A 20682-nucleotide genomic window follows, 5' to 3' on the forward strand; every position below is an offset into this window, starting at 1 on the left:
CGCCCGCGCCAGGCGGCGTGGGCCTTGTCATCAAGGCTAGCGCAGCGCGCAAGGGGGAGATAACCAGTTGCGCCATGGTCGGGAGGGGGAGTTTTTCAGCAAGGGGCAAGGGGCAAGGGGCAAGGGGCAAGGGGCAAGGGGCAAGGGGCAAGGGGCAAGGGGCAAGGGGCAAGGGGCAAGGGGCAAGGGGCAAGGGGCAAGGGGCAAGGGGCAAGGGGCAAGGGGCAAGGGGCAAGGGGCAAGGGGCAAGGGGCAAGCAGTAGACTACCAAAACGCCAGCGGCCCGCATCTCTGCGGGCCGCTGGTGATACTGCTACTTCAGGCTAGGTGGGCAATGGGGGCCTGTCCCCGATTAGCTCGTTTAGACATCATCATCATCGTGCACACAAACACCAGTAGCAAGAGTACAGGTAACATCACCAGTCCCAGGATCTGCCACGCCGAAAACAAGTTCCACTGTATCCGTATCAATATCCTCTGCATCTACATCTACACCCTCACAAGCACTTGCTACAAACTCAGGCACACTCGGGTTGCGCTCAGCCAATTCAACGAGGACGATGTTTGTATATCCTCTAGCTTCGGCAACACAAGCCCGATTTGCACTTCGCTCCGTATAATCCTGATACTGCGGAATCGCAATCGCTGCCAGAATACCAATAATCGCCACCACAATCAGCAGCTCGATCAGGGTAAAACCGCCCTGCGCCTTGTTGAGCTGCGTCTTCTTCATCATCTCGTTCATCTCATGCCCCTTGCATCCTGTCCGCCGTGGCCGTCTGGCTTGCGCCTGTTCTCTGCCCGTGCGGGTTTGCCCTTGGCTCGGCTGGCGCCTGCGCCCCTTGCCTTGCCCTTCGCGTTTGAGGGGCCGCATCATATAGCGCCTATCCAACCGCCCCTTGATACTTACATTACGTTACGCACCGCGCCACCGCAAGGGGAATTTTTGGCCCTCAGCCTCCCGGGTGCCAGAGGTACCAGCTGCCTTCCGGCAAAAGGTTGACTCGGCGTGATGACAGCAGCACGACAGCGCTGGGCGGGCGGGGGTGGCTGCGGCTAGAATGGCCCTTAGATTCTGCGAACTGCGAGCGCCCATGAACGACTACCGCACCCCGCCGGGTTCGCCGGCCCAGCCCCTGGAAGCCCACCAGGGAGCGTCCCACAGCGCCCTGGAGGAGGCCCGCCACGACGGCGCGCCGGGCCTGCGCGGCCTGGCGCGGCGGCTGGTGGTGGATGGGCGCATCTCCCACGCCGCCGCGGTGCGCGCCGAGCAGGAGGCCAAGGAGGCGGAGGTGTCGCTGTTGGAGCACGTGATCGAGACCGGCCTGGTCTCGGCCCGCCAGGCGACGCTCTCCGCCGCCTGGGAGTACGGCCTGCCGATCATGGATCTCGACGGCCTGCGCCCGGAGACCCTGCCCAAGGCGGACGCCTTCCCCGACAAGATCCTGCGCAAGCTCAAGGTGCTGCCGCTGGTCAAGCGCGGCCACCGCCTGAGCGTGGCGGTGCCCTACCCCTCCACCCTTGCCCTGCTCGACGAGCTGCAGTTCGCCACCGGCCTCACCCCCGAGGGGGTGCTGGCCCCGGTGGACCAGCTCGGCCCGGTGCTGGAGAGCTACCTCGCCTCCTCCGAGAAGAGCATGCTCGACGAGCTCAAGGGGGTGGACGACGCCGTGGGGGAGCTCGGCTTCGAGGGCGAGGAGGCGAGCGACGAGGTGGACGTCCAGGCGTCGGCCAGCGCCGCCAGCGAAGACGCGCCGATCATCAAGTTCGTCAACAAGATCCTGCTCGACGCCATCCACCGCGGCGCCTCTGATATCCACTTCGAGCCCTACGAGACCAGCTACCGGGTGCGCTTTCGCATCGACGGCATGCTCCACGACGTGGCCCACCCCCCCTTCGCCATGCGCGCCCGCATCGCCGCGCGCCTCAAGGTGATGTCGCGGCTGGATATCTCCGAGCGCCGCCTGCCCCAGGATGGCGCCATCAAGCTCAGGCTCTCCCGCACCCGCTCCATCGACTTTCGCGTCAACTCGCTGCCCACGGTGTTCGGCGAGAAGATCGTGCTGCGGATCCTGGACCCCACCTCGGCCCAGCTCGGCATCGAGCAGCTCGGCTTTACGCCGGCCCAGCGGGAGATGTACGAGGCGGTGCTCGACCAGCCCCAGGGCATGATCCTGGTGACCGGCCCCACCGGCAGCGGCAAGACGGTGACCCTCTATACCGGCATCAATATCCTCAACGAGGTGGAGCGCAATATCTGCACCGCCGAGGACCCGGTGGAGATCAAGGTGCCCGGGGTCAACCAGGTCAACGTGCTGCCCAAGATCGGCCTGGACTTCGCCAGCGCCCTGCGCGCCTTCCTGCGCCAGGACCCGGACGTGGTGATGGTGGGCGAGATCCGCGACCTGGAAACCGCCGAGATCGCGGTCAAGGCCTCCCAGACCGGCCACCTGGTGCTCTCCACGGTGCACACCAACTCGGCGGCGGAGACCCTCACCCGCCTGGCCAATATGGGCCTGGCGCCCTTCAATATCGCAAGCTCGGTGAGCCTGATCATCGCCCAGCGCCTGGCCCGCAAGCTCTGCAAGCACTGCAAGCAGCCGGCGGATATTCCCGAGGAGGCGCTGGCCGCCCAGGGCTTTAGCGAAGAGGAGATCGCCACCGCCACCATCTTCGAGCCGGTGGGCTGCAAGAACTGCACCAAGGGCTTCAAGGGCCGGGTCGGCATCTACGAGGTGGTGCCGATCAGCCACGAGATGAGCCAGCTGATCATGCGCAACGGCAACTCCATGGAGTTCCACACGCTGGCCCGCCAGGAGGGGCACCCGGACCTGCGCAGAAGCGGCCTGCTCAAGGCGATGCAGGGGGTGACCAGCCTGGCGGAGATCAACCGGGTGACGAAGGACTAGGGCCAAGCGGCCCAGGCTAGTGTGGGGAAAAGCCTCTGCCGCTGGAAAGAGGGGTGTAGGAGGCCGGGTTCCCCGGGCGAAGGAGCCGAAGGCTCCCGGAAGAAGCTGCCAATGTCAGCAACACCGCCGAGGCGCCTACGGCGCCATTCGCCCGGCAGAGCCGGCCTCCCACAAAACCCCCACAGCCCCCACAGCCCCCACAAGGTTTTCCTTGAAGCTTGCCCCTTGTAGCTTGAGGCTCAATAAACACAGGGAAGGGAACGCACCATATGGCCACGCACAAACTCAGAGAGCACCAGAAGACCAAGCTCTACCGCTGGCGCTGGACCGGCAAGGGGCCTGGCGGGCGCAAGGTGGGCGGGGAGATTATCGCCGCCCAGAAGGGCGAGGTGGAGAGGATCCTCGGCGGCCAGAACGTCATCGTCAGGAATATCCGCCGCAAGGGGGGCCTCGGCGGCGGCATGGGCCGCATCAAGCCCCGGGATATCATGCTCTTCGCCCGCCAGATGGCGACCATGATCCGCGCCGGGGTGCCGGTGCTGCAGGCCTTCCAGGTGGTGGCGGAGAGCATCAAGAAGCCCGCCATGAGCGCCCTGGTGCAGGAGCTGATGAACGACGTGGCCGCCGGCGCCAGCTTCTCCGATGCGCTCAAGCGCCACCCCGAGCACTTCGACCGCCTCTTCGCCAACCTGGTGGAGGCCGGCGAGCAGTCGGGCTCCCTGGACAAGATGCTGGAGCGGGTCGCCACCTACAAGGAGAAGATCGAGCTCCTCAAGGGGCGGGTCAAGAAGGCGCTCTGGTACCCGGCGGCGGTGATCGCCGTGGGCCTCGGGGTCACCGCCCTGCTGCTGATCAAGGTGATTCCCCAGTTCGAGTCGCTCTTTACCGGCTTCGGCGCCGAGCTGCCCGCCATGACCCGCATGACCATCGCCCTCTCCGAGTTCGCCCAGGCCTACTGGTGGTGGGGGGTGCTGGGGGTGGCGGGCTTTATCTTCTTTATCCGCACCGGCATGAAGCGCTCGGAGGCCTTCGCCTACCGCATGCACCAGTTCGCCCTGCGGGTACCGGTGCTGGGGCAGATCCTCGACAAGTCCGCGGTGGCGCGCTATTCGCGCACCCTGGCCACCACCTTCGGCGCCGGCGTGCCCCTGGTGGAGGCCCTGGACACCGCGGCAGGCGCCACCGGCAACAAGGTGTACGAGAAGGCGGTGGCGCAGATCCGCGAGGACGTGGCCACCGGCCAGCAGCTCAACTTCGCCATGCGCATGACCGAACAGTTCCCGGCGCTCGCCGTGCAGATGGTGGGGATCGGCGAGGAGTCAGGTGCCCTCGACGCCATGCTCAACCGGGTGGCGGACTACTACGAGGAGGAGGTCGACAATATGGTCGACACCCTCACCTCCCTGCTCGAGCCCTTTATCATCGTGGTGCTCGGCGTGCTGGTGGGCGGCCTGGTCATCTCCATGTACCTGCCGATCTTCGAGCTGGGCTCGGTGATATAGGGCAAAGCTGCAAGCTACAAGCTAAGGCAGGAGGGTGCCGCTTCCACCAGAAAGAAGCTAGTGTGGGGGGAATGCCTCTACCGCTGGAAAGAGGAATGTAGGAGGCCGGGTTCCCCGGGCGAAGGAGCCGAAGGCTCCCGGCGGGAATCGCTATCCTCAGCAACACCGCCGAGGCGCCTGCGGCGCCATTCGCCCGGCAGAGCCGGCCTCCCACAGTAAGCCCTTGCCACCGCCCCGGCCCAGTTAGAAGCAAGGCACCCCCTTGACCCCTTGACCCCTTGACCCCTAAGGATTTCGTTTTGCTTGACCTTCCCCCCTCCCTGCTCTGGCCACTGGCCGCCTTTATCGGCCTTTGCCTGGGCAGCTTTCTCAACGTGGTGATCGTCCGCCTTCCGGTGATGCTGATGCTGGGCTGGCGGGCGGAAGCCCGGGAGGCCCTGGAGCTGCCCGCCGAGGAGCAGCCGCGCTTCAACCTGGCCACGCCGCGCTCGATGTGCCCCAGCTGCGAGGCCCCCATCGCCTGGCACGACAATATCCCGGTGGTGGGGTGGCTCAAGCGCCGCGGGCGCTGCGCCAGCTGCCAGGCGCGCATCAGCCCCCAGTACCCCCTGGTGGAGCTGGCCGGCGCGGCGCTGACCCTTGCCGTGGTAGCGCTCTTCGGGGCGAGCTGGCAGGGGCTCTTCGTGCTGGGGGCCTGCCTTTCGCTTTTGGCCATGGCGGTGATCGACCTACGCACCCAGCTCTTGCCGGATCTCCTTACCCTGCCGCTGCTCTGGGCGGGCCTCGCCTATCAGCTGCTCTTCCAGCCCCTGCTGCTGCCCAGCGCGGTGATCGGCGCCATGGCGGGCTACCTGGTGCTGTGGAGCTTCTACTGGGCCTTCAAGCTGATCACCGGCAAGGAGGGCATGGGCTACGGCGACTTCAAGCTGCTGGCGGCCCTCGGCGCCTGGATGGGCTGGCAATACCTGCCGCTGCTCTTGATCCTCTCCGCGGGGATCGGCGCGGTCATCGGCATCCTGGTGCAGCTGGCCCTGCCCCGCCTGCGCGGCGCGCCGATGCCCTTCGGCCCCTACCTGGCGCTGGCCGGCTGGGTGGCGCTCTTGGCCGGCGAGCCGCTGATGGCGGCCTACGGCCGTTTCTTCCTGCTCTAACCCGGAGGTTGCCATGATCATCGGAGTGACCGGCGGCATCGCCTCGGGGAAATCTACCGTGGCCCGGGCCTTCGCGGCCCTGGGCGTGCCCTGGGTGGACGCCGACGACGTCGCCCGGGAGGTGGTGGAGCCCGGCGAGCCCGCCCTTGCCGAGATCGCCGAGCGCTATGCCAATCACCCAGGGCCGGCGGTGCTCAACGACGACGGCACCCTCAACCGCCGGGCGCTGCGCGAGATCGTCTTCGCCGACCCGGCGGAGCGCCGCTGGCTGGAGTCGGTCACCCACCCGCGCATCCGCGCCCGGCTGGTGGAGCACCTGGCGCGCCTCGCCGCCAGCGGCGCCCCCTATGTGCTGCTGGTCTCGCCGCTGCTCTTCGAGACGGGCCAGAGCGAGATGGCCGACCGCTGCCTGGTGATCGACGTGCCCGAGGCGCTGCAGATCCAGCGCACCGCCGCCCGGGACGACGTGGACGAGGCCCAGGCCCGGGCCATCGTCGCCGCCCAGATGCCGAGAGCCGAACGGCTGGCCCGGGCCGACGATGTGCTGGACAATGGCGGCAGCGAAGCCGAGATGCGCCGGCAGGTCAGCGAGCTGGATCGACGCTATCGAGAGCTGGCCGCTCCGTCGTCCGCGAACCCCCGAGGAGAGTCATGAGCCACACCCAACGCCCCCTGGAAGTCGCCTGCCCCCAGTGCAGCAAGAAAGTCGTGTGGAGCGAGAAGAACCCCTACCGCCCCTTCTGCAGCGACCGCTGCCGCCTGCTGGACCTCGGCGCCTGGGCGGACGGCTCCCACCGCATCGCCGGCGAGCCCGCCATGGACGAGACCGAGATCGACGAGATGATCCTGCGCGCCGAGCGCGGATTGCAGGCCCCGGAGTGACCCACCGGTGAGCCGCCCCGAGTACCGCCTGCTGGCCGAGCTGGAAGCCGCCTTCGATGCGCTGATCGAGGCGGGGGAGGCAGTGGCCGCGGCCCATAACGCGCGCCCCGGCGCCTGCTGGATCTTCGGCGAGCCGGAACCGGTGGCGCCCGAGCGTGCCGCCGACTGGCTGCGCCACGCACTGCTGGACGTCTGGTATCAGGATGGCCAGGACGGCCGCGCCACCCGCGCCCATATCGGGCTGGTGGCCGCCGGAGAGAGGGTGATGGAGGCGGTAGCCCGGGCCAACCTCGCCAAGGCCGAATTCGCCGCTCTGCTCGCCCGCATCAAGGAGCAGGAGCCCGGGCTGATTGCCGAGGCCAAGGCGATCCTGCCCTTCCGCCACCCGGCACTCCACGACCACCTGCGCGGCCAGGGCCTGGCCCGGGTGCACCTCAAGCAGTGCTGGCGGGCGATCCCGGTGGCCGAGGCCCCGGTGGCCCGGGTGCGCCTCGCCTGGTACGCGAGCGGGCGCTCCATCAAGCGCCTGACGGTGCAGGAGGCCGAGCAGAAGCTGATGAAGCTCGATGTGGACGCCGCCCACGTGCGCATCCAGCTGCGCAAGCTGGCCGGCATCCCGAGCGGCGAGCCCCTGGCCCAGGTACAGCGCCAGGCCCCGCTGATGCGCGCCAACCTCTTCTATCGGGAGCCCCTCGATGACGGCCGCACCCGCCGCGCCATGAACGTCGCCCTGCCGCTCTTCGTGCCCAGCGACGACGGCCGCCTGCCGGACCACAACCTCCCCCCGCTCGCCCCGCCGGAACAGCGCACCCGCGCCCGCCGCCGCGACGAGAAGCTCGAGGACGAACCCTTCCTGCCCAGCCTGAGGGTCTATCGGTACCGGTAGGCACCGGAAAATCGCCGATAAATCGGGCTCCTACGGGTGGATGAGGAGATGTAGGAGCGCAGATTCTGCGCGATGAGCGGTGTTATCGCCGATACATCGGGCCCCTGTGCCTGCCGCCTATCGCCGATAAATCGGGCGCCTACGCGTCGGCGCTCCGCCGAGCCACCTGTAGGAGCGCAGATTCTGCGCGATAGATCGCCGATAAATCGGGCTCCTACGTGCCGGCGCTCCGCCTCCAGCGGGTCAAACCACCTGTAGGAGGCCGGGTCCCCCGGGCGAAGGAGCCGAAGGCTCCCGGCGGACCTCTCCGGCCTCACCAACACCACCGGGGCGCCTGCGGCGCCCTCACCCTGGCAGCTGCTCCTGCTCGGGCTCCTCGGGACGATCCTGCAGCCGCGGCATGGCGGCGACGCGAATATCGATGTAACGCAAAAGGCCAAGCTGAACGCCCAGGATGGCGAAGCACCACATAAGCCCCTTGATCATGGCAAATTCCTCGGAAGAGGCCGGCGGCCTCGTCAAGGTCATGATAGGACTACCGCAGCGGAAAAAGTAGATAGCAACCTAATAGAATTTCTGCATCAGGGCGGCGGAAGCTATAGCCTCTCCTCCACCCGCTCCAGGATCTGCCGGCTCACGCGGCCCACCAGGGGCCTCGCCGCCTTGTTCACGGCCTTCTCCACCAGCTTGCTGTGCAGCACATAGGTGAGGGTCAGCGCCACCTCGGTGCCCTCCTCCACCGGCGTGAGCCGATAGCAGCCCTGATTCTTCACGCCGTCCAGGGACTCCCAGGCCAGCACCTCCGGGGAGCGGGACTCGGTCACCGCCACGTCGAAGTGCCAGTCGCGGCCCACCGCCCGCACGTGCCAGCGGTAGCGATCCTCCCCCAGCGGCTCGATGGCGTGGATCAGGTCGGAGTAGTCGGCAAAGTCCTCCACCCGCTCCAGCAGGGCGAAGACCCGCTCCGGCGGCGCCTTGAGGATCGCGCTATGTTCGATGGTGGCCATGGGTCAGTTACCAATTGAGAAGATCATTGGGACTCGCTCAGCAACCATGCAGACGAGCCAGTCATCCCGATCGTTGTCGAGGCGTCGAAGCAATAACACTGGGCGCTTCTTGGCGTTCTGGAGGTTCGTATACGGAAATGGCATGAGCGCAATCTGGCCGGCACGCTTCATTGCCACTTTTCCCTGAGATCATCTTCCGAGTAAAGGTCGGGCTCGGCCTCGGTATCACGCATGGCCTGCTCGATGCTCATGGCACGGAACTGCTGCTCAGACCAGTCGAGCTGTTGCTCCTCGGGGGGCTGGGCCTGGCCATAGCGCTGCTCCAGGAAGGTGACGAAGTCCATCACCTCCTGCTGGCGAAATTCCGGCAGGCGGCTCACTTTGGCAATGAGTTCTTCAAGCTGCATAGTCACTTACCTCCCAGTGTTTGCCACCCCCAAGAACGTTGCGCCCAGCATAGCAAATCGGCCCGGCCTACGCCTCTGGCACAGTGACGGCTTGCCCCTTGGCGACGCAACTGGCCGAAGGCCGGGGTTGCCTTGCCCCTTGTGCCTCGCCCCTTGTCCCTCGCTCCTTGTAGCTCGCAGCTCGCCCCTTATGGCTCCCAGCCCACCAACACGGTAAAATCCGTCGTTTCCGTTTCTCCACGCGAAGGTCTTCTGCATGTCCACACCCAAGGTCGGTTTCGTCTCGCTCGGCTGCCCCAAGGCGCTGGTGGATTCCGAACGTATCCTCACCCAGCTGCGCACCGAGGGCTACGAGATCACCCCGAGCTATGACGACGCCGACGTGGTGGTGGTCAACACCTGCGGTTTCATCGACAGCGCCAAGGCGGAGTCACTGGACGCCATCGGCGAGGCGATCGCCGAGAACGGCCGGGTGATCGTCACCGGCTGCATGGGCGTGGAGGAAGGCGCCATCCGCGACGTCCACCCCAGCGTGCTGGCGGTGACCGGCCCCCAGCAGTACGAGCAGGTGGTGGGCGCCGTTCACGAGGTGGTGCCGCCCCGCCAGGACCACGACCCGCGCATCGACCTGGTGCCGGCCCAGGGCGTCAAGCTCACCCCGCGCCACTACGCCTACCTGAAGATCTCCGAAGGCTGCAACCACAGCTGCAGCTTCTGCATCATCCCCTCCATGCGCGGCAAGCTGGTCAGCCGCCCGGTGGGCGAGGTGCTGAGCGAGGCCGAGGGGCTCAAGCGCGCCGGGGTCAAGGAGCTGCTGGTGATCTCCCAGGACACCAGCGCCTACGGGGTCGACCTCAAGTACCGCACCGGCTTCTGGAACGGCCGCCCGGTGAAGACCCGCATGACCGAGCTGTGCGAGGCGCTTTCCGAGCTCGGCATCTGGGTGCGCCTGCACTACGTCTACCCCTACCCCCACGTGGACGAGCTGATCCCGCTGATGGCCGAGGGCAAGCTGCTGCCCTACCTGGATATCCCCTTCCAGCACGCGAGCCCCAAGGTGCTCAAGGCCATGAAGCGCCCCGCCTTCGAGGACAAGACCCTTGCGCGTATCAAGCGCTGGCGGGAGATCTGTCCCGAGCTCACCCTCCGCTCCACCTTTATCGTCGGCTTCCCCGGCGAGACCGAGGAGGACTTCCAGTACCTGCTCGACTGGCTGACCGAGGCCCAGCTCGACCGCGTCGGCTGCTTCCAGTACTCCCCGGTGGACGGCGCCCCGGCCAACGACATGGATCTCGAGCCGGTGCCGGACGAGGTCAAGCAGGAGCGCTGGGAGCGCTTCATGGCCCACCAGCAGCAGATCTCCGCCGCCCGCCTGCAAGCCAAGATCGGCCGCGAGATCGAGGTGCTGGTCGACGAGATCACCGACGAGGGCCCCATCGGCCGCAGCGCCGCCGACGCCCCGGAGATCGACGGCATGGTCTTCCTTGAAACCGAGCATCAACTCAGCCCAGGCCAGATCGTGAGGGCGCGGGTCACCAACGCCGATGAATACGACCTCTGGGCGGAGGTGGTCTAACCCACCTTGGGGGTCAGACCCTTAAGGGAATTTAAGGGTCTGACCCGGGAGAGAAGGAGCCACCTTGAAAAAGGTACCGATTGTCGCCATCAGCCGACTGATCAAGCTGGCCGCCAACATCACCAAGATGGTCAGCTACCCCTTCCACTGGTTGCTGCCCAACAAGCGCTTCACGCTCCCCGAGCGCGCCACGCCGCTGCTCAAGTGCGGTGAGGCCGGCCCCATCCCGGCCATCATCTGGCAGACCAACTTTACCGATCGGGTGACGCTTCCGGTCTACCTCAACTACCTGTTCAACCGGCTGATGGCACCGCGCTTCGAATATCGCTTCATGATCACCGAGGCGCGTCGTGAGTTCATCGCGGAGCACTACCCCGAGGTGCTGCCCCACTATGATCGCCTTCAGATCGGCGCCGCCCAGGCCGACCTCTGGCGGCTGCTGGTGCTGCATAAGTTTGGCGGCGTCTACCTGGATATCGATGCCCACCAGATCTGGCCTCTCGCCCGAGTACTCGGCACCGAACGGGAAGAGCTCTATGTGACGACCCGCCGCGGCGAACTGAGCAACTACTTCATCGCGAGCAAGCCGGGGAACCCCAATCTGGCACGCCTGATCGAGCGGGTGGTGGAGAACATCAAGCAGGACCAGCTGCGCAACACCTTCGACATTACCGGCCCCGGAGTCCTGATCGAACTGCTCGACCCTGGCAGAGTGTCCACCGTTTCCTATCGCCATGCGGTGCATCAGGGCAGCTTTACCAACGAACACTTCCAGTACATCGACAAGCCCCAGGGCAAGTGGAACAAGGAACAGCGAACGACCCCCGTCATTCGCCCGGCACACGAGGATACCGCTCAATCATGAAGCGCTTTGCATTCGTCATCGAAGACCTCTACGGAGGCGGCGCACAGAAGTCGCTGATCTATACTGCCGATCAGCTCCGCCAGCGCGGCCACGCCGTCATCGTCTTCACTCTGCGCGAACTGATCGAGCATCGTATTCCCGAGGGTCTCGAGATCGTCAATCTGGCGGTAGTGACCCAGTTCAGCAAGGCCACGACCACGGTGCTGACGGAGAAGTGGCAGGCCCGTAAGATCGCCCAGGCCCTGGAGGCGTGGAAGCCGGACGTGGTGATCTCCTGCTCCTGTGACAAGATCACGCGCCATCTCAAGCACCCCAACCTCTATTTCTGGATCAAGGCAGATATCGCCTACAAGTTCACCGACGCCAAGAAGCTCAAGCGCACCTACGACAAGGCCCATCGCTTCTATGGGGGCCGCAAGGTGATTGCCGTCTCCCATGGGGTCAAGGAGAACCTGGAGAAGGTGGTGGGACTCAAGGCCGAGACCATCATCCCGATCTATAACCCCTACGAGCGCGAGCCTTTCGTCGAGCTGGCGAAGGAGCCCGCCGACCTGCCTGAAGGTGATTACTTCGTCTGCCTTGCCGCACTCGAGCCGCGCAAGCGCCATGATCGCCTGCTGCGGGCCTATGCCGCCAGCGGTGTATCCACGCCCCTGGTGATCATGGGCAAGGGCAAGCCCGAGCATGAAGAGAGGATTCGTCAGCAGATCGAGGAGCTGGGCCTTCAAGACAGGGTCATCATGGCAGGCTACCACCACAACCCTTACCCCTGGATTGCCAACGCCAAGGCGGTCATCCTGACCTCAGACGCCGAGGGCCTCCCCCGCGTGCTGATCGAGGCCCTGATGCTGCACGTGCCGGTTATCAGCACCGACTGCCCCAGCGGCCCACGGGAGATCCTGACCGGCGAGCTCGCCGATTTCCTGGTGGCTCAGGATGACGAAAAAGGCCTGGCCGATGCGATTGCTCGCATGGACCAGGCCCCGGTAGAGGTCGATGAGCGCTACTATCAGCAGTTTCTCACCGAGAACGTGATTCCGCAGTTTGAGGCATTGTGAGATGACTTGCCAACCCCTCGATGTAACCGTAGTTATCCCCTGCTACAACCGGTGGCCGCATATACAAAAAGCCATTGATTCAGTTCTCAACCAGACATATGAGGAAACCTACTGCCTGGTGGTTGACGATGCATCGACAGATGACTCCTTTGATGCGCTCACGCAAGCCTATGGGGACAATCCACGCGTCACTCTGTTTCGCCTACCACAAAACAAGGGTCAGTCTGCCGCACGAAACCATGGTGCTGAACAGGTAAAAACGCAGCTGATATGCTTCCTGGACTCAGACGACCAGCTTCATGAAAATGCCGTCTACGGCCGAGTATGCCTCTATCTTGACGACCCAAAGTTCCGAGGCATCTCATTCGGGCAGAAGGAGATAGCAGGCCACGAAGGTTTTTCTCCAGATATAGAATGGAAAGCTGGTGATCAACTGGGCCTGAACGACTACTTACGCAACAGAGATCTTCTGCATACGAATACCTTCATGATGTATACGGCGGATTTCCGAGAAAGTGGCGGCTTTGATGAAGCACTCAGGAACCAAGAGGACATCGAGCTTTTCTTGAGGCTCTTGACAAGACATTCAGCGCGCTACAGCGGTTATCCGTGCTGCAGAATTGAGGAGGTAGACAACCAACGAGCTCGCCATGACCTCAAAAGAATTATTGAGCAAGGCAGCCGCTTCGCTACAGCGGTAACAGGAAACAAGGAACTCGCTAGAAAAGCGAGTTCCCAGCTTCTTGGGTCGCTGCTCGAACATGACCTAAAGATCACACTCAACGCCTTGTACAAAGGGAAGCGAGCCAAGGACTACCGCCAGCTATTAATAGAATCATACAGGAAAGGGCTCATTAAAATGAACACGCGCCTGGCGAAACGCTACCTGTTGTCCTTTATTCGCTGAGACTCCAGCCTCCGCATGCTGGCCCAGAGAATCACCAGCCAGAACGAAAAAAGCATTACCCCACTATTGTGGGCAAAAAAGACCTGCGACAGGCCAAAGTCAATATACGCCACGCAGAGCAATACCCCGGAGACCGAAAAGGCACGCAGCTCGAGATTTTTCGACGAGATTTGGCGCCCAAACAACCGCATAGGCACGAAGTACAACAGGAGCAGCGTCGCAAGTCCCAGCAGACCTCGCTTGACGGTAATATCGAGGACCTCATTGTGCACATGGCTATAACGTGCAACAGCTACACCGACCCGCTCTTCGTCAACAAGCTCGGCGGCCCGCGCAATATACCCGTTCTCACCCCAGCCGGTGAGCGGCCGCTCCGGAATCACGATGGCGGCGGCGCGCCACATCTCGAACCTGGCACCCAGAGAGGAGGTTCGGGACTCCCCAGAGATATAGCGCTGAACATCACTGATTCCGTGATCGATACGGTCTGCCACCCCGGTATGGGGAATGGCATACGCCAGTCCCGCTACCACAAGCAGCAGCCCTGCCAATGTGGCCTGGTAACGCAGGGCCAGGTAGCGCCCATAGCCCTTGTAGAGGGCCAGTGCGATAAAGGGCAGGCCGATCCACCCTCCCCGGCTGCCGGAGAACAGCGAGCCCATGAAACCGAAGAGCGCCCCGACTATCAAGAGCGCAAGCCAGCGCCGCGGCTGGCGCTGACATACGGCCCAGCCCAGGCCACCCAGGCAGAGAATACCGAACAGCATGCTGGAGTTGCCGAACTGGATCACCTGGGTGTGACCATCGGCACGGGCCATGCCGAGCACCAGCTTCTGCCAGGCGGCAAAGCTGCCGGTACCGATCGCCGCCAGGGCAGCACTCAGCCAGACAGCCGCCATCCGAGGCGGATAGGCCAAAAGCAGCAGGAGTACGGGAGCGGCGAGGAAGAAGCGGATGGGCTTGTCCAGGCCACGACTGCCCTGCCCATCCCACCAGACTTCCAGTATCCAGAGGCCACCGTAGAGCATAAGGACGCCCATGATCGCCCAGTCCCGCCTCTCGAGCCCGAGGCGTGGGCGAGTGACGAGAAGGACCGGGCTCGCCAGCAGAAGTAGCGCCGGGCCGAGGGAGTAGCCGCTGGGGAAGAGAAGCGCGATCGCCCCGAAGAGGATGATGGCAAGGCTCGTGTAGTGCTGCAGAAGCGATGGTGCTGGATGCTGAAAGTAATTGAAAATCAAGGCGGTGGGGTCTCTCAATCGACAGGGACGGAATGTTCACATCGGCCTGGAGCTTGTGTTTTGCGGTAAATCAGTAGGCGCGAGGGCTGCAGAACCCCTTGTAGATCGTCATCAGAATGATGCGCAGATCGAGCCACAGCGACCAATTGTCGATATACCAGAGGTCGCAGGCGACGCGCTTCTCCATCTTCTCGACGGTATCCGTCTCGCCACGGTAGCCCTTCACCTGAGCCCAGCCGGTAATCCCGGGCTTGACCTTGTGGCGCTTCATGTAGGACTCGACGATATCCTTGTAGTACTCGTTGTGCGCCAAGGCATGGGGCCTGGGGCCCACGATCGACATGCGCCCCTGCAGCACGTTGTAGAACTGAGGGAGCTCATCGAGGGAGGTGCGTCTGAGGAAGGCCCCCACACGGGTGATGCGGGGGTCGCCCTTCCTCGCCTGGGTCACCTGCCCGTTGCGCTCCTGGTGCACCACCATGGAGCGGAACTTGTAGACCTTGAAGCGCCTGCCGTTGGCCCCGGTGCGGTACTGCTTGAAGAGCACGGGCCCGGGAGAGGTCACCTTGATGGCAATGGCAATGCCGATGCAGACAGGGATGATCAAGAGGGTAATCAAGGAGCCGAGGACTAGATCCTCCAGGCGCTTGATGATGCGAGCCAGGCCATCCAGCGGCGTGACGCTGAGGTCCACGGCCAGGTGCCCCGCCACCTCGCTCATGCGGTGATTGAGTAGCTGCATGCCGCGGAAGTCCGGGATGAAGCGCACCTCCACGGTGTGGTGGCGCAGGGCATAGAAGATGGAGCGCACCAAGCCTCCCATCTCGAGGGGAACACAGATCCACACCTCGCGTGCCCCAGACGCCACCACCCGCCTCGCCAGCTGATCAAGCTCAGTGGGATCGGGTTCTCCCGTCATGCGGCTGACCCCCGCAATCGAATAGCCCTCGGCGGGCGCATTGCGCATCCCCTTCCCTACCTGAAGCAGCTGCGCGGAAGGGCCCACCAGAAAGACCGACCGGCGTGCGCGACCGAAGCGGCGGGCACGCCTGAGCACGATCTGGGCGGCCACGCGGGCGCTGGCCGAGATCCCGAAGGAGATTACAAGGGCCCCGCCAACCCAGAGGCGAGAGAACCGCTCGGCGGCATGGGCGAAATAGATCAGCGACGCCGCGATGATGGCCACCACGGCCCAGACCAGGCACAGCTTGGCAAGCAAGGTGGAAATACGCGTAATACGCCACCGAGTATAGCCCCGCTGCATCACATTGAGGAGCACAACGAGAAGCGCCATGATAGCCGTTGCCAGCCAGTAGCGTTCGTGCAACTCGAAGGTCTCGAAACGAAACCAGTAGGCCAGCAGCGCCCCCGCCGCCATGGCGAGAATATCCACAACCGGCACGATCAGCTGTGCCGGGTAGCGCTCTGAGATCCCAATAGAACTTCTATCCATGCGTACGCTTCTGGTTATAGGGTGCGAATCAGCGCATTGAGCTTCTTCCCGAAGTCTCGGCGCTGACTGCGTATTGACTCACCTGGAGTCACGGTCTGCGGAGCGGCGCCATCATACTCCAGAACGGCCTCGATCAGGGAGTCCACCTCCTCGTAGAAAGGCAGATGATAGATGCTGGCGATCGCCTCTGCGGTATCCACCTGGTGATCGTTGCGATGCTCCCCCAGCCTAGCCAGGCGAGGCATCATCAGGAACGGCTTACCCTGCTCCAGGCAGGCCAGGATGTTCCCCATGCCGGCATGGGTCACCACCAGCTCTGCCTCGACGAAAAGCTGCTGATACTCTTCTGCCTTGAAGAGCGGTTGAACGCGTAGGTTCGGTAAGGAGCCGAGAGTGGACAGGTCCGCATCGGGCCCGGCCTGGTAGACCAGCGTCCAGGTTAGGCGCTGCTCCGCCACCCCCTGCACAACCCGGTCCATGCGGGGAAAGGGAAACTGGGTACCGGCAGCAAAGAGGATTCTCACAGCAGTCTCCCCAGATAGCGTACACGCCCTCCGGCCAGCTCGGGCCACTGGGTGAGCACCTGAGTGGCAAACAGCTTGGCCGCGCGACCGGAAAGAGAGAGCCGCCGGCAGTTGGCGATGCTATCCACCCAGAGGGTCTTCTTGCCGAGCAGAAAACCAGCGAAAAGGACCAGCAGGCCAGGCGCCGCGCCGGTGCTGATGATCAGGTCGGGCTGGCTGCGGCGGACGATACGTACTGCGCTGGGCAGCTGACGAACACCTCGCCACAGTTCGCGCACGCTGAAATCATCAAGGTAATAGGCCGCCCCACCGTTCTGCTTGTCGGCGGTGGAGACAAAGACCTGCTCATCGACCTCCAGCAGTTCGGCCAGCCGCTGCAGCTGAACCCAGTGCCCACCGAACGAGGCCACCAGAAGGACCCTCATCGGGGAAGCTCCCTCGCCTTACGGGAGTTGAAGCGCATTGCCAGGCGCTGACGCAGCTTGACTCCCTTTAGATAGATCAGCACCCCGAGGGTCAGGCTCCGCTCACGCCAGCTCATATCAGAGCGTTGCAGCAGCTCGCGAAGATCATTGCCGAGATTCCCCAATACACGGCCACTACCCTGGAGCGCGCCAGTCTCGCCATGCAGCGCCATGCTGCCGGCCGAGACGCGACGCGCCTTCTGCGCCAGAGAGGCAAGGGTATTGCGTGCTGGATGACGAACCACCGCATCCGGGCAATAGACAAGCTTGAACCCCGCCGCTGTCGCCCGCCGCGTGAACTCGAAATCCCCACCGGACATCATCTGCTCATTGAACTTCCCAACGGCTTCGAAAACCTCACGCCTGACGATCAGGTTGGCGGTGACGGCCACTCCTCGCTCCACGTTTTGGGCTTGGCGAAACGCAAAGGCCTTCTCGTAGCACTCGGCAGGCGTCAGGCGCTCGCATTGGTAGGTCAGAGCAATTTGCCCGGCCACCAGGTCAGCACCCTGATTTTCCATACAGATCAGCGCTGCCTCGAGCCATTCGGGTTCGGGCAGGCAGTCGGCATCGAGAAAGGCCAGAATCTCACGCTGAGACTCGTCGATGCCGCAATTGCGGGCGGCATAGGAGCCAGGGTTTGCTTCCATCAACATCCGAGCATTGCCAGGTAGGCGCCAGTCGGAGGGTGGGGTATCGTCTGGGGCGTTATTCACCACCAGTAACTCTAGGCACTCAGCTGGGAGGTGCTGTCGGGCCAGACCGTCGAGGCAGGCTTTCAGCCCCGCCCAATCGTGGTAAGCAGGCAGGATGACGGTGGCCAAGGGGGTGTGAATCACAGCGGCTATCCCCCGTCCAGAAGACTGGCTGAAGGCTGCCCGGAGGCATCATCACGCGATGTTTCTTCCGCCCCTAGGCAGGAGAGCATCGCCGGGATCAGGCGAATGGCCTGCGCATACTGCTGGCGTAGGCACAGCCGCTCCCAGTGCGCCATGTACGCCGCCAGCATGACCCGCTGCGGGTCGATATCCACCAGCTCAGGATTGGCGATGGCCGCCCGTTCCAATAGGGCCGGGAGACGCTCGAGGACTCTGTCGGCAACGGGAAGGCCGAAGCCCACCGGCTCCAGAGCCCAGTTGGCCCAGTCGATCCCCACCACGTCGCCCTCACGTGTCCTGAGCAGCGCATGGCGCGATACCGACTTGCTCACGAGACAGCACGGCAAACCATCTAGTATCCCCTTGATCCTATCGAACTCCTGGCGCAGGCGGTAAACGTCGTCGAGGCCTCTGCCGTTCAGGGCGATGGCCTCGAGTCGCTCCAGGGTCTGCTCGTAGAGTCGTGCGGCCAGCAGCGGATGCGACCTGGCGTAGCGGTCCAGGGTCGAGGCAGACGGCCTCGAGGACCAGCAGCTCGCTGTGAACTCCAGCCTCGCCTCGCTCGACTCCTTCGATGGTACCTTCCTGGCCCCATCCAGACGGTAGGCAATCGCCGCATATCCGAGTATATCGCCTAGGGCGACGACCTCCAGGCTGGGCGGCGGCGGCGCAAGCTGGCTTTGCAGCAACTCCTTTTCCCGGCGGGCCAGACTATGCTTGCCGGAGTCATAGATCTTCAGCAGATAGTGCTCTCGACTTTCCTTCCCATTAGTCGCCTCATACTGGACCTCGACATTGAAACAGAGCACGCCCTGCTGGTCCTGCTCCTGCCAGGCCATGGCCGCGATGACGGGGTTGGAGGTGTCCCGACCGTCTTCTACAAGGAAGCGGGTCACCTCCTGCTGCTGGATATCCCGATCGAGGAGTCGCCATATCGAGCTGCCGGAGTCCACCGTTGCGGTGTGGGAGAGCGCATGGCCATGAAAGAACAGGGCATTGATCTTCAAGCGTTTCTGGTACAGCGAGATACCATCGACCAAGGCCCCTACCAGCTTCTGCAACAGCTGGCGAGAGAGCAGCAGGCTGATGATGGCCACCATGAACCCCACGCCCTGCCACAGCACGAAGTCGGCCACCATGAAAACGAAGAGGCACAGGAAGCCGATGCCTGACGCCGTCTGGATGAAGAGCTTGGTCTGCTCGACAAGGAGGCGATTGACCCCGTCACTCAGCGCTGCTGCCAGGGAGATCAGCAGCAGCGACAGCGACAGGTAGCCCGCCAGTACGAAGAAGAGATAGGGGTAGAACAGCACGAAGAACACCGCAACCAGTACCAGAAAGCAACCGGCCGCCAGGATGCGCGACATGCGCTGATAGACGCGCTTGGCAAACTCCTCCTGGCCAGCGAAGAGTGTCATCTTCCGGCTTCTGGCCACCAGCGTTCGGGCCCCGCTGTCCGCAAAGATATCGACGCACCGCTCGGCCACCAGGTGGAGCAGGTAAAAGGCCACCGCCGAGGCGCTCAGCATGATCACCAGTAAGTCCCTGTCAAGGCTCGCCCACGACTGGGGGAAGTACCTGGGGATTCCCGTGGAGCCGATAAGGATGATGACCTTGAGTGGCAGGAAAAAAGCCAAGAGCAGGGCGAACTGGCTGAACAGAGAGAAGATGGCCACGCCTGAAGTGCGCCAGGGAACAATGGTGAACAGCTTACGATAGACGGATCCGCTCCATCGCGCATAGTCATAAAACAGCTGCAGTACCGACATCCTACTCCACCCGTCCTGTTTCAATCATGTGCGCCTCGCCCCTAGCAAGGGGAGCGATAAGGGCGGCCGCCTGAACGGCACCATTCTCGCCTGTCAGGGTGGCACCTCGGGGCAGGCGCTCCGACGCCATCAGCCCATCAACCAGTGACAAGAAGCGCTTATCATCGTAGGCCGTCATCACCTCATAGTAGCCTTTCCTCCTCACCTGATTGACGCGTTTCAGCTGGTCGTCGGAACCTGTCGACACGTTGGGTATGAAGATCGTGGGTACGCCATAGACCACCGCTTCGCACACCGAGTTGTAGCCCCCTGCCATGACGGCCAGGTCGAAGGCTTCGTAGTAGCGGCTGTTGGGATAGTCCATGATGACCCGGTCGGCGCCCGTAGGCCCGCTATCCTGAAGTGCGATCGGAGAGCGAGCCACCACGACCAGAAAGCCCCAGCGCTTAAGCGCCCGGATCACCTGGCCCTGGAGATCTTCAACCTCGTTGATGTTGCCGGCCCCCAGCTGCACATAGGCACAGGGCCGCTCGGCGTCGAGAGAAAGCAAGTGCCGGGCCTGCCCTCGCTCCAGCAGCTCCTCCCGGTCCAGCAGATAGACGGGGTTGACAGCAAACTGAACCGCGTCATCCCCAACGGCGATGTCAACCTGCGCCGAAATCTCCTGAGGGGAGATCACCCTGTCGAACCGCGACGTGTAGATGCCAGCCTCTTCCCCCTTGGCCGCGGCCTTGTTTAGCCCTCGTTTCACCCATACCCGCTCGATCCTTCCCCGATAGCGCCTGAGCACTCTCCTCAGTCCCACATAGGGAAAGCTGCCATCGAAGACGAAGCAGGATGGCCGATACAGCTGGATCACCTCTTCCAGGCTTTTGCTGAACAGCCGGTTCCAGTCCGCCTGACTCACACTGCGGCCCGCCAAGGCCGCAGGCGGAATGTGATGACAGATAAAACCGGCGCGATGCACGAGGGGCAGTGCGATACTGGTGGTCACGAACACAATGGTGGCATCGGGGTCACGCTGCCTGATACGCCGCGCGATAGCCAGGCAGCGGGTAAGATGCCCAAGGCCGACACCATTGATAGGCAGGAACAGATAAACCTTTTCCCGATTCCAGTAGCGCAGGGCACGAAGACTGGGCACCAAAATCCACAGCTCCTTTAAAAGCTCCCTAGCCCTGTGTTTCACGCTGTCGATCATACAGA

The 20682-nt window shown here is 63.6% G+C and carries 20 protein-coding genes and 1 pseudogene; 10 read left to right on the forward strand and 11 right to left on the reverse strand.

The genetic code is table 11. The annotated features are described in order from the left end of the window. Positions 1–603: 603 nt before the first annotated feature. Positions 604–733 (reverse strand): annotated as a pseudogene (locus ACRYRV_RS00835) (prepilin-type N-terminal cleavage/methylation domain-containing protein); the annotation flags it as partial. 361 nt (positions 734–1094) lie between these two features. Between ACRYRV_RS00835 and pilB the strand changes: the two are divergent. From pilB to ACRYRV_RS00865, 6 genes are all read left to right on the forward strand, one after another. Beyond that, positions 1095–2909 (forward strand): type IV-A pilus assembly ATPase PilB, encoded by a 1815-nt coding sequence (pilB, locus tag ACRYRV_RS00840; protein ID WP_445001108.1) that lies wholly within the window; start codon positions 1095–1097, stop codon positions 2907–2909. A 269-nt stretch (positions 2910–3178) separates the two neighbouring features. After that, positions 3179–4411 carry a type II secretion system F family protein gene (locus ACRYRV_RS00845; RefSeq protein ID WP_445005958.1) on the forward strand — a complete coding sequence of 411 codons (1233 nt, stop codon included), beginning with the start codon at positions 3179–3181 and terminating at the stop codon, positions 4409–4411. A gap of 299 nt (positions 4412–4710) precedes the next feature. Next, positions 4711–5562 carry a prepilin peptidase gene (locus ACRYRV_RS00850; RefSeq protein WP_445005959.1) on the forward strand — a complete coding sequence of 284 codons (852 nt, stop codon included), beginning with the start codon at positions 4711–4713 and terminating at the stop codon, positions 5560–5562. Between the two features lie 13 nt (positions 5563–5575). Further along, positions 5576–6217, forward strand: a complete 642-nt coding sequence (coaE, locus tag ACRYRV_RS00855; RefSeq protein WP_444989090.1) for a dephospho-CoA kinase — start codon at positions 5576–5578, stop codon at positions 6215–6217. Continuing rightward, positions 6214–6444 carry a DNA gyrase inhibitor YacG gene (gene yacG / locus ACRYRV_RS00860; protein ID WP_444989092.1) on the forward strand — a complete coding sequence of 77 codons (231 nt, stop codon included), beginning with the start codon at positions 6214–6216 and terminating at the stop codon, positions 6442–6444. The genes coaE and yacG overlap by 4 nt, the downstream gene beginning before the upstream one ends. A gap of 7 nt (positions 6445–6451) precedes the next feature. Next, positions 6452–7330, forward strand: coding sequence for a DNA replication terminus site-binding protein (locus ACRYRV_RS00865; RefSeq protein WP_445005960.1), 879 nt, complete (start codon positions 6452–6454; stop codon positions 7328–7330). Between the two features lie 345 nt (positions 7331–7675). On the opposite strand, the gene ACRYRV_RS00870 is transcribed toward ACRYRV_RS00865, so the two are convergent. The 3 genes from ACRYRV_RS00870 to ACRYRV_RS00880 all read right to left on the reverse strand — a co-directional run bounded on the left by ACRYRV_RS00870 (position 7676) and on the right by ACRYRV_RS00880 (position 8744). Beyond that, positions 7676–7816 (reverse strand): hypothetical protein, encoded by a 141-nt coding sequence (locus tag ACRYRV_RS00870; RefSeq protein WP_299316665.1) that lies wholly within the window; start codon positions 7814–7816, stop codon positions 7676–7678. A 110-nt stretch (positions 7817–7926) separates the two neighbouring features. Further along, positions 7927–8337: an SRPBCC family protein gene (locus ACRYRV_RS00875; protein ID WP_444984257.1), complete on the reverse strand. Its 411-nt coding sequence runs from the start codon at positions 8335–8337 to the stop codon at positions 7927–7929. Positions 8338–8504: 167 nt separating this feature from the next. Further along, complete coding sequence (locus ACRYRV_RS00880) at positions 8505–8744, reverse strand: DUF2281 domain-containing protein (RefSeq protein WP_444984256.1); 240 nt, start codon at positions 8742–8744, stop codon at positions 8505–8507. A 256-nt stretch (positions 8745–9000) separates the two neighbouring features. Between ACRYRV_RS00880 and rimO the strand changes: the two genes are divergently transcribed. From rimO to ACRYRV_RS00900, 4 genes are all read left to right on the forward strand, one after another. Then, a complete protein-coding gene (gene rimO, locus ACRYRV_RS00885; RefSeq protein WP_445005961.1) occupies positions 9001–10320 on the forward strand; it encodes a 30S ribosomal protein S12 methylthiotransferase RimO in 1320 nt (439 codons plus the stop codon). A 64-nt stretch (positions 10321–10384) separates the two neighbouring features. Continuing rightward, positions 10385–11185, forward strand: a complete 801-nt coding sequence (locus tag ACRYRV_RS00890; protein ID WP_445005962.1) for a glycosyltransferase family 32 protein — start codon at positions 10385–10387, stop codon at positions 11183–11185. Next, entirely contained in the window at positions 11182–12243 is a 1062-nt protein-coding gene (locus ACRYRV_RS00895; RefSeq protein WP_445005963.1) for a glycosyltransferase, read from the forward strand. Before ACRYRV_RS00890 ends, ACRYRV_RS00895 begins: the two co-directional genes overlap by 4 nt. A gap of 1 nt (position 12244) precedes the next feature. After that, entirely contained in the window at positions 12245–13150 is a 906-nt protein-coding gene (locus tag ACRYRV_RS00900; RefSeq protein WP_445005964.1) for a glycosyltransferase family 2 protein, read from the forward strand. On the opposite strand, the gene ACRYRV_RS00905 is transcribed toward ACRYRV_RS00900, so the two are convergent. From ACRYRV_RS00905 to ACRYRV_RS00935, 7 genes are all read right to left on the reverse strand, one after another. After that, positions 13126–14388, reverse strand: a complete 1263-nt coding sequence (locus ACRYRV_RS00905) for an O-antigen ligase family protein (RefSeq protein ID WP_445005965.1) — start codon at positions 14386–14388, stop codon at positions 13126–13128. The two genes, ACRYRV_RS00900 and ACRYRV_RS00905, sit on opposite strands and share 25 nt — an antisense overlap. 70 nt (positions 14389–14458) lie before the next feature. After that, positions 14459–15841 carry an undecaprenyl-phosphate glucose phosphotransferase gene (locus tag ACRYRV_RS00910; RefSeq protein ID WP_445005966.1) on the reverse strand — a complete coding sequence of 461 codons (1383 nt, stop codon included), beginning with the start codon at positions 15839–15841 and terminating at the stop codon, positions 14459–14461. Positions 15842–15855: 14 nt separating this feature from the next. Continuing rightward, positions 15856–16365, reverse strand: coding sequence for a glycosyltransferase (locus ACRYRV_RS00915; RefSeq protein ID WP_445005967.1), 510 nt, complete (start codon positions 16363–16365; stop codon positions 15856–15858). Beyond that, positions 16362–16790 (reverse strand): oligosaccharide biosynthesis protein Alg14, encoded by a 429-nt coding sequence (locus ACRYRV_RS00920; RefSeq protein WP_444989116.1) that lies wholly within the window; start codon positions 16788–16790, stop codon positions 16362–16364. Before ACRYRV_RS00920 ends, ACRYRV_RS00915 begins: the two co-directional genes overlap by 4 nt. Beyond that, positions 16787–17668, reverse strand: coding sequence for a glycosyltransferase (locus ACRYRV_RS00925; RefSeq protein WP_445005968.1), 882 nt, complete (start codon positions 17666–17668; stop codon positions 16787–16789). The genes ACRYRV_RS00920 and ACRYRV_RS00925 overlap by 4 nt, the downstream gene beginning before the upstream one ends. Positions 17669–17673: 5 nt before the next feature. Continuing rightward, positions 17674–19476, reverse strand: a complete 1803-nt coding sequence (locus ACRYRV_RS00930) for a hypothetical protein (protein WP_445005969.1) — start codon at positions 19474–19476, stop codon at positions 17674–17676. Between the two features lies 1 nt (position 19477). Further along, a complete protein-coding gene (locus ACRYRV_RS00935; RefSeq protein WP_445005970.1) occupies positions 19478–20677 on the reverse strand; it encodes a glycosyltransferase in 1200 nt (399 codons plus the stop codon). Between the last annotated feature and the right edge of the window lie 5 nt (positions 20678–20682).

The sequence above is a fragment of the Halomonas mongoliensis genome (genome assembly GCF_052496345.1).